The sequence below is a fragment of the Kocuria sp. NPDC057446 genome (assembly GCF_042802875.1).
GTDB lineage: Bacteria > Actinomycetota > Actinomycetes > Actinomycetales > Micrococcaceae > Kocuria.
This window is the reverse complement of sequence record NZ_JBHVDI010000161.1, coordinates 1-8,433: the sequence shown is the minus strand read 5'-3', so window position 1 is coordinate 8,433 and position 8,433 is coordinate 1. Positions and strand designations below refer to the sequence as shown.

General features: G+C 69.0%; 8 protein-coding genes and 1 tRNA gene. All 9 read right to left on the bottom strand.

Translation table 11 applies throughout. The features are described 5' to 3' along the window. Nucleotides 1-53: 53 nt before the first annotated feature. The gene (nrdE, locus tag ACFU0Y_RS15440; RefSeq protein WP_380215406.1) at nucleotides 54-2,213 is read right to left on the bottom strand and encodes a class 1b ribonucleoside-diphosphate reductase subunit alpha; all 2,160 of its coding nucleotides are present in this window, start codon (nucleotides 2,211-2,213) and stop codon (nucleotides 54-56) included. Further along, on the bottom strand, nucleotides 2,210-2,707 hold the full coding sequence (nrdI, locus tag ACFU0Y_RS15435) for a class Ib ribonucleoside-diphosphate reductase assembly flavoprotein NrdI (protein WP_380215405.1): 498 nt from the start codon (nucleotides 2,705-2,707) through the stop codon (nucleotides 2,210-2,212). Before nrdI ends, nrdE begins: the two co-directional genes overlap by 4 nt. 73 nt (nucleotides 2,708-2,780) lie before the next feature. Then, nucleotides 2,781-3,017, bottom strand: coding sequence for a glutaredoxin-like protein NrdH (nrdH, locus tag ACFU0Y_RS15430; RefSeq protein WP_017834611.1), 237 nt, complete (start codon nucleotides 3,015-3,017; stop codon nucleotides 2,781-2,783). Between the two features lie 299 nt (nucleotides 3,018-3,316). Beyond that, the gene (locus ACFU0Y_RS15425; protein WP_380215404.1) at nucleotides 3,317-4,813 is read right to left on the bottom strand and encodes an aldehyde dehydrogenase family protein; all 1,497 of its coding nucleotides are present in this window, start codon (nucleotides 4,811-4,813) and stop codon (nucleotides 3,317-3,319) included. Nucleotides 4,814-4,868: 55 nt separating this feature from the next. Then, nucleotides 4,869-5,939 carry an App1 family protein gene (locus tag ACFU0Y_RS15420; RefSeq protein ID WP_380215403.1) on the bottom strand — a complete coding sequence of 357 codons (1,071 nt, stop codon included), beginning with the start codon at nucleotides 5,937-5,939 and terminating at the stop codon, nucleotides 4,869-4,871. Nucleotides 5,940-6,044: 105 nt separating this feature from the next. Further along, on the bottom strand, nucleotides 6,045-7,262 hold the full coding sequence (gene fdhA / locus ACFU0Y_RS15415; RefSeq protein WP_380215407.1) for a formaldehyde dehydrogenase, glutathione-independent: 1,218 nt from the start codon (nucleotides 7,260-7,262) through the stop codon (nucleotides 6,045-6,047). Between the two features lie 241 nt (nucleotides 7,263-7,503). Then, nucleotides 7,504-7,579: transfer RNA gene (locus ACFU0Y_RS15410), tRNA-Ala, on the bottom strand. A gap of 109 nt (nucleotides 7,580-7,688) precedes the next feature. Beyond that, entirely contained in the window at nucleotides 7,689-8,099 is a 411-nt protein-coding gene (rsfS, locus tag ACFU0Y_RS15405) for a ribosome silencing factor (RefSeq protein ID WP_380215402.1), read from the bottom strand. 102 nt (nucleotides 8,100-8,201) lie between these two features. Continuing rightward, the coding region (locus ACFU0Y_RS15400) for a hypothetical protein (protein WP_380215401.1) at nucleotides 8,202-8,433 on the bottom strand (232 nt) is incomplete at its 5' end.

Here is an 8,433-nt window from a genome sequence, read left to right as displayed (position 1 = left end):
CGTCCTGCGGACGCGCGCGGGGAGTTTCTGAGCTGGTCGCCGGGGGCCGGCGGTCAGAGCATGCAGGAGACGCAGCCCTCGACCTCGGTGCCCTCCAGCGCCAGCTGGCGGATGCGGGAGTAGTACATCGTCTTGATGCCCTTGCGCCACGCGTAGATCTGCGCGCGGTTGATGTCCCGGGTGGTGGCCGTGTCCTTGAAGAACAGGGTCAGGGACAGCCCCTGGTCCACGTGCTGGGTGGCCGCCGCGTAGGTGTCGATGATCTTCTCGTAGCCGATCTCGTACGCGTCCTGGAAGTACTCCAGGTTCTCGTTGTTCATGAAGGGCGCCGGGTAGTACACGCGGCCCAGCTTGCCCTCCTTGCGGATCTCGATCTTCGAGGCGATCGGGTGGATCGACGACGTCGAGTTGTTGATGTAGGAGATCGACCCGGTCGGCGGCACGGCCTGCAGGTTCTGGTTGTACATCCCGTGCTCCATGACCGAGGCCCTGAGCTGCTCCCAGTCCGCCCGGGTGGGGATGTGCACGCCCGCCTCCGCGAACAGCTCCCGCACCCGGCCGGTGGCCGGGACCCAGTCGCGGTCGGTGTACTTGGTGAAGTACTCCCCCGAGGCGTACTGGGACCGCTCGAAGCCGGCGAACACCGCCTTGCGCTCCTTCGCGATCTCGTTCGACGCGCGGACCGCGTGGTACGTGACCGTGTAGAAGTAGATGTTCGTGAAGTCGAGGCCTTCCTCGGAGCCGTAGTGGATGTGCTCCTTGGCGAGGTAGCCGTGCAGGTTCATCTGCCCGAGGCCCACGGCGTGGGACATCTGGTTGCCGCGCTCGATCGAGGGCACCGAGGTGATGTCGGACATGTCCGACACCGCGGTGAGACCCCGGATCGCGGTCTCCACCGACTGCCCGAAGTCCGGGGACTGCATGGTCAGCGCGATGTTGAGCGAGCCGAGGTTGCAGGAGATGTCCTTGCCGACCTCGTCGTAGTTCAGGTCCTCGTGGTACGTGGACGGCTCGGAGACCTGGAGGATCTCGGAGCACAGGTTGGACATGATGATCTTGCCGTCGATCGGGTTGGCCCGGTTCACGGTGTCCTCGAACATGACGTACGGGTAGCCGGACTCGAACTGGACCTCGGCGAGGGTCTGGAAGAACTCGCGGGCGTTGATCTTCTTCTTGGTGATCCGCCCGTCCGCGACCATCTCGTGGTACTTCTCGGACACGTTGACGTCCGAGAACGGCATCCCGTAGACCCGCTCCACGTCGTACGGGGAGAACAGGTACATGTCCTGGTTCTTCTTGGCCAGCTCGAACGTGATGTCCGGGATGACCACGCCCAGCGAAAGGGTCTTGATCCGGATCTTCTCGTCCGCGTTCTCCCGCTTGGTGTCCAGGAAGCTGTAGATGTCCGGGTGGTGGGCGTGCAGGTAGACCGCGCCCGCACCCTGGCGGGCGCCCAGCTGGTTGGCGTAGGAGAACGAGTCCTCCAGCAGCTTCATGATGGGGATGATGCCCGAGGACTGGTTCTCGATCTTCTTGATCGGGGCCCCGGCCTCGCGCACGTTGGTCAGCGCGAACGCCACGCCGCCGCCGCGCTTGGACAGCTGCAGGGCGGAGTTGATCGACCGCCCGATGGACTCCATGTTGTCCTCGATGCGGAGCAGGAAGCAGGAGACCAGCTCGCCGCGCTGCTGCTTGCCCGCGTTGAGGAACGTGGGGGTCGCCGGCTGGAAGCGACCGGAGATGATCTCGTCGACCAGCTGCGTGGCGAGCAGCTCGTCGCCGTCGGCGAGGTAGAGGGACACCATGACCACGCGGTCCTCGAAGCGCTCGAGGTAGCGCTGACCGTCGAAGGTCTTCAGGGTGTAGGACGTGTAGAACTTGAACGCGCCCAGGAAGGTCTCGAAGCGGAACTTCCGGGAGTACGCCCGCTTGGAGAGCTCCTTGACGAACTCCATGCTGTACTTCGCCAGGACCTCGGGCTCGTAGTACTGGTGCGAGACCAGGTAGTCGAGCTTCTCCTCGAGGTCGTGGAAGAAGACGGTGTTGTTGTTCACGTGCTGCAGGAAGTACTGCCGCGCGGCCTGCCGGTCGGCGTCGAACTGGATGTGGCCGTCGGCGTCGTAGAGGTTCAGCAGGGCGTTGAGCTCGTGGTAGCCCAGGCCCCGGTACTTCTCCGGGACGCGCGTGTCCTCGTGGCCGGGCTCGACGCTCACGCCCGGAGCTGCGGAAATTGTCGCCAAAACTGTTCCAATCCTTGATTTACCTGGTGGACATCCTCGGGGGTGCCCATGAGTTCGAACTTGTAGAGGACGGGGACGCCGCACTTGGCCGCGATCTTGTCCGCGGCCAGGCAGAACGCCGACCCGAAGTTGGTGTTGCCCGCGCCGATGACGCCGCGCAAGAACCGCCGGTTGGTCTCCTGGTTGAGGAACTTCACGACCTGCGGCGGGACGGCCCCGCTCCCGTTGGGCCGCCCGTACGTCGGGGCGGCCAGCACGAAGGGCTCGGTGATCTCAGGGGGCTCCTCCCCGGTCAGAAGAGGAAGGCGCAGCACGCGGGCGTCGAGCTTCTCGACGAAGCGGTGCGTGTTGTTGGAGACCGAGGAGAAGTAGACCACCAGCGGGGCGTGGTCGTCCGGTGCCGCGGCGGCGTCGCCGTGGACCTGCTGAGCGGTCCCGGGACGGGTGCCGGGGTGGTGCGTGCTCATTGCTTCCGCGCTCCGAAAGGGGTCGGTGGTGGAGGGGCCGGCGCGCCGCGGGGAAGCGGGCGGCGCTCCGGCCTCAGGCCGAGAGGAGGACGGCCAGGGAGGTGATCTTGTCCGGACGGTAGCCGGACCAGTGCTCGGTCGCGGTCTCCACGACCGGGACCTGCTGGTAGCCGAGGGCCAGGACGTGGGCCAGGGCGGCCTCGTCCTCGGTGACGTCGACGACGTTGTACTCGATGCCCTTCTTGGTCAGGGCCCGGTAGGTGGCATTGCACTGGACGCAGGCCGGCTTGCTGTACACGGTCACGGACATCGCTGTTTCCCCTTGGTCGATCGGGTGGTGTGTGGGGGGAGATCCAGGACTTCCGCAGAGTCTGCGGCGGTGACGGGGTCTCTCCGGGTGGCTGATTTCAATACTACATCTAGTGCCAGGAAGGGGAAGTGACCCCTAGATGCAGTGGTGAGGGTTGTCCACAGCTCCTCTCTCGCTATCCCCAGAACGACGGCCGGCCATCCACAGGGGCCCTCCCCGGGGGGTCGCGGATTTCCGCCGCCGGGGTCCCGTTGTGCACAGGCTGTGCGCACCGCGGGAGCCCCGGCCGGTGGACAGGATTAATTTTCGGACACGGCGTGTCGGGTCCGGCGGCGGGACCGGCGCAGCCCGACCGCCGCGGCGGCGAGCCGGCCCCGCAGGCCCCGGTAGGGCGGGTAGACGACCCGCAGCGTGTCGGGTGCGAGCGGCTTGTCCAGGACCGCCCGGGCGTGGGAGAACGTCGTGAACGAGAACTTCCCGTGGTAGGCGCCGGTGCCGCTCTCCCCCACCCCGCCGAACGGCAGCGCGGGGCTGGTGAGGTGCAGCAGCGGGGCGTTGAAGGACAGCCCGCCGGAGGACGTCCGCCGGCGGAACAGGTCCTTGACCGACCGCTCCTCGGTGAACACGTAGAGGGCCAGCGGCTTGTCCCGGGCGGTGATCATCTCGGCGGCGTGCTCCGCGGAGGCGACCGGCACCAGCGGCAGGACGGGCCCGAAGATCTCCTCGGCCATGAGCGGCCCGTCCGGGGCGGAGCGCACCACCGTGGGCGCGAGGTAGCGCTCCCCCGGCTCGGCCGTCCCGCCGCAGACGACGTCGTGGGCGGGGACCTGCTCCAGGAGCCCGGTCAGCCGCTCGAGGTGGCGCCCGGTGACGATCCGCCCGTAGGAGTCGCTGCCGGACGGGTCCTCGCCGTAGTGCTCGGCCACCGCCCGCACGAGCTCGGGCTCGAGGGCCGCGAGCGTCTCCGGGGTGCCGAGCACGTGGTCCGGGGCCACGCAGGTCTGGCCGGCGTTGAGGAACTTCCCCCACACGATCCGCCGCGCGGCGGTCCGCAGGTCGGTCGAGCCGTCCACCCAGACCGGGGACTTCCCGCCCAGCTCGAGGGTCACCGGGGTCAGGTGCCGGGCCGCGGCGGCCATCACGATCCGGGCCACCGTGCCGTTGCCGGTGTAGAAGACGTGGTCGAAGCGGTGCTCGAGCAGCCGTGTGGTCTCCGGCACGCCGCCCTCGACCACGCTCACGCAGTCCCCGAGGTATCGCTCGAGCAGCTCGGCGAGCACGCCGGAGACGGTCGCGGAGACCTCGGAGGGCTTGACGACGACGGTGTTGCCGGCGGCGAGCGCCCCCGCCAGCGGGCTCAGGACCAGCTGGACGGGGTAGTTCCACGGCGCCATCACGAGCACGGTCCCCAGCGGCTGGTGCTCCACGTGGGAGCGGGCCGGCGCGAGGCTCAGCGGGACGCCGACCCGGGTCGGGGACATCCAGCGGCGGAGCTCCTTGCGGATCCCGGCGATCTCCTCGAGGGTGAAGCCGAGCTCGGTGAGCCACGCCTCCGCCGGCGGCTTGCCGAGGTCGGCGGCCAGCGCCTGCTCGAGCACCGCCCGGTTCTCCCGCACGAGGTCCTCGAGCCGGTGCAGCCGGTCCAGCCGGGTCGCGAGGTCCACGTCGGGGACGAAGGCCGCCCGGGCGCGGTGGACGGCGGCGTCGACGGCCGGGAAGCCCGTCGCGGCCTCGGCCGGGTCGTCTGCGGAGGCGTCTGCCGGTGCGTGGGCGGGAGCCGTGAGGTTGCTCGTCATGGCTCCAGGGTAGGTGCCGGCTCGGACGCCACAGACCGCCGGGGTGGGACGCCGGTCAGAGCAGGCCGTGCTCCGCGAGCTGACGGGAGATCGAGGCGCCGTCGTTGCCCTCGATCCACAGCGTGCCCTCGGGGATGGTGACCCGCCGCTCCTCGTTGACCAGCGGGGTGCCGGCGAGCACGGCCTCCGCCGGGGACAGGTTGCGGATCACGATGGCGGCCACGTGCTCCGGATAGCGGTGCACGAAGCCGCTGTAGATCTCGGGGTCGTGCTGGCCGTCGTCGCCGATGAGGATCCACCGCACCTGCGGGAAGTTCCGGGCCAGCCGCTCCAGGTTCTGCACCTTGTGCGCGGCCCCGGCCCGGAACCAGCGGTCCGTGGTGGGGCCCCAGTCGGTGAGCAGGAGGGCTCCGGCCGGATAGGCGTTGCGCGTGAGGAAGCGGCGCAGGGTGGGCGCCACGTTCCACGCCCCCGTGGAGAGGTAGAGGAACGGCGCCTCGTGGTGGCGGTGCAGCAGCCGGTCCATCATGACCGCCATGCCGGGGGTGGGCGTGCGGGCGTGCTCGTTGAGCACGAAGGAGTTCCAGGCGGCCAGGAGCGGGCGCGGGAGCGCGGTGACCATGACGGTGTCGTCGATGTCGGAGAGCACGCCGATGCGCTGCTCGTCCGCCACGATGAACACGCGGGACTCGACCGTCTCGGAGCCCTCCGTCTGCATCCACACGGTGTGCTCGCCCGGGGGCAGGGACACCTGCAGGTCGACGTCGACCACGCCGCCCTTGTCGGCCACCAGGTGGAACTCGAACTCGTCGATCCACACGTTGACGTGGGCGAAGGCGATGGGCACCGCGGTGAACGAGCGCCAGCCGCGGATGGACTCGGCGCTCTCGTCCGTGGACTCGATGAGCCCCCGGGTCTTCAGCAGCGCCCGCCCCAGCACCCGCACGTGGTGCTCGGAGCCGTAGCCCTCGAAGGCCACCATGACCGGGATGTCGCCGCGGGCCTCGGCGCGCCGCTGCCGGAAGCGGTGGAGCCGCTGCTCGAGGCGGTAGCCCACGTTGATGGCTTCCTCGGTGACCTGGTCGACGGTCTGCATGAGCTCCGAGCTGCTGGATTTCTTGGCCATGCGCCCAGTGTTCCACAGCGCACACCCGGGACGCGGCGGTGCCCGCGGTGCGGGACGGATCGGCTGACCGGTCCGTCCCGCACCGCGGGCACCGTCCCTCCGACGTCAGTTCTTGATGTAGCCGTTGGGGTTGAGCACGTACTTCGTCGCGGCACCGGCGTCGAACTCGGCGTAGCCCTGCGGCGCCTCCTCGAGCGGGATGGCCTTGGCGTTGACGGCCTTGGCGATCTGGATCTTGTCGTGCAGGATCGCCATCATCAGCTGCCGGTTGTACTTCATCACCGGGCACTGCCCCGTGGTGAAGGCCAGGGACTTGGCCCATCCCGTGCCGAGGCTGATCGACAGCGAGCCCTTCTTCGCGGCCTCGTCCACGGCACCGGGGTCCCCGGTGACGTACAGGCCGGGGATGCCGAGCGCTCCACCGGCGGCGGTGATGTCCATCAGGGAGTTCAGCACGGTGGCCGGGGCCTCGTGGGAGGCGTCCTTGCCGTGCCCGCGGGCCTCGAAGCCGACGGCGTCCACACCGCAGTCGACCTCCGGCACGCCCAGGATCTGCTCGATCTGCTCCCCGGGCGAGCCCTTCGAGACGTCGACCGTCTCGCAGCCGAAGCTGCGCGCCTGGGCCAGCCGCTGCTCGTTCATGTCCCCCACGATGACCACCGCGGCTCCCAGCAGGTGGGCCGAGGCCGCCGCGGCCAGTCCCACGGGCCCGGCACCGGCGACGTAGACCGTGGAGCCCACCCCCACCCCGGCCGTGACCACGCCGTGGTAGCCGGTGGGCAGGATGTCGGAGAGCATGGTCAGGTCCATGATCTTCTCGAGGGCCTGGTCCCGGTCCGGGAACTTCAGCAGGTTCCAGTCGGCGTAGGGCACCAGCACGTACTCGGCCTGCCCTCCGACCCAGCCGCCCATGTCCACGTAGCCGTAGGCGGAGCCCGGCCGGTCGGGGTTCACGTTGAGGCAGATGCCGGTCTTGCGCTCCTTGCAGTTGCGGCACCGCCCGCAGGAGATGTTGAAGGGGACGGAGACGATGTCACCGACCTGGATGAACTCGACGTCCGGACCGCACTCGACGACCTCGCCCGTGATCTCGTGACCGAGGACCAGGTCCGTCGGGGCGGTGGTGCGCCCTCGCACCATGTGCTGGTCCGAACCGCAGATGTTCGTGCTCACCGTGCGGAGGATGACCCCGTGCGGGACCTTCCGGCCGATGTTGGCCTGGTTGATCCCCGGGGCGTCCTTGAGCTCGAACTCCGGGTACTCGGTGTCGATGACCTCGACCTTGCCGGGACCCTTGTAGGCGACCGCTCTGTTGCCTGCCATCATGACCTCTTCCGTGGTGGATGTCCGTCACGGGCGCCCGCGGCGATCGTGCACCGCCGGCGCCCTCGTCCCCGACGGACCTCGCCACGCTGTGACGCTGGACTCACTGTGATCGCGATCACGGAGAACGGCCGCCGGTGGTGCTGACGCTAACAGGACGCGTCAACGAACGGAAGAGAAGGAATCCGGGGAAACACGAAAGAGCCCGCCCCGCGCGATGCGGAACGGGCTCTCTGCGTCCTGGTGGAGCTGAGGGGACTCGAACCCCTGACCCTTTGCATGCCATGCAAATGCGCTACCAGCTGCGCCACAGCCCCAGGTCGTTACCTCGGAGACACTATCACAACCGTTGGGGCTTCCTCTTGGTCACCCTTTTCCGGTTGATCCAGCGCCTCGCTGGGCAACGCATTCATAGTAGACAGTCGATCAGGCTCCAGGCAAATCGTCCGTGGCGGGGGCCGGGGCGGCCTCGTCCTCGGTCGTGCCGAGGTCCACGACGGGACTGTCCCGCCAGAGCCGCTCGAGGGCGTAGAACGCACGGTCCTCGTCGTGCTGGACGTGGATGACCACGTCGCCGTAGTCGAGGAGCACCCAGCGCCCCTCGGAACGGCCCTCGCGGCGGATGGGGCGCAGCTCGAGCTGCTCCACCAGCTTCTCCTCGATCTCGTCGACCACGGCGTTGACGAGCCGCTCGTTGGAGGCGGAGGCGACCAGGAAGGCGTCGGTGATGCCCAGGGCTTCGCTGACGTCGAGGGCCACGATGTCGTGGGCCTGCTTGGCGTCGGCCGCGTCGGCCGCGACGCGGAGGATGGAGAGGGAGAGATCGTTGACAGTCAAGGAGGATCCTTTCCCGGCGAACCGGAGGTTCCGTCCCTCGGGGACGGAGGAGAGTGGGCGGGTGGTGCAGGAACGATGGGTGCGGTACAGCAGGGAACGCGCTCAGAGCACGAAGAGCACGAGCACGACGACGAGGGCCGCGAGCACCGCCAGGAGCAGGAGGACCCACCAGGCGCTGCCCGCGCGGCGCCGGTACTCCCGCGGCTCGAGCAGTTCGAGCCCCTCCGCGGTGCTGGCCGGCACGGGTCCGGCCGGTGGCTCCTCGTCCTCGGTCCACGGCGTCGCCGGTGCCCGGACGGGCTCGTCCGGGGGCGGGTCATCGGCGCCTCCGGGC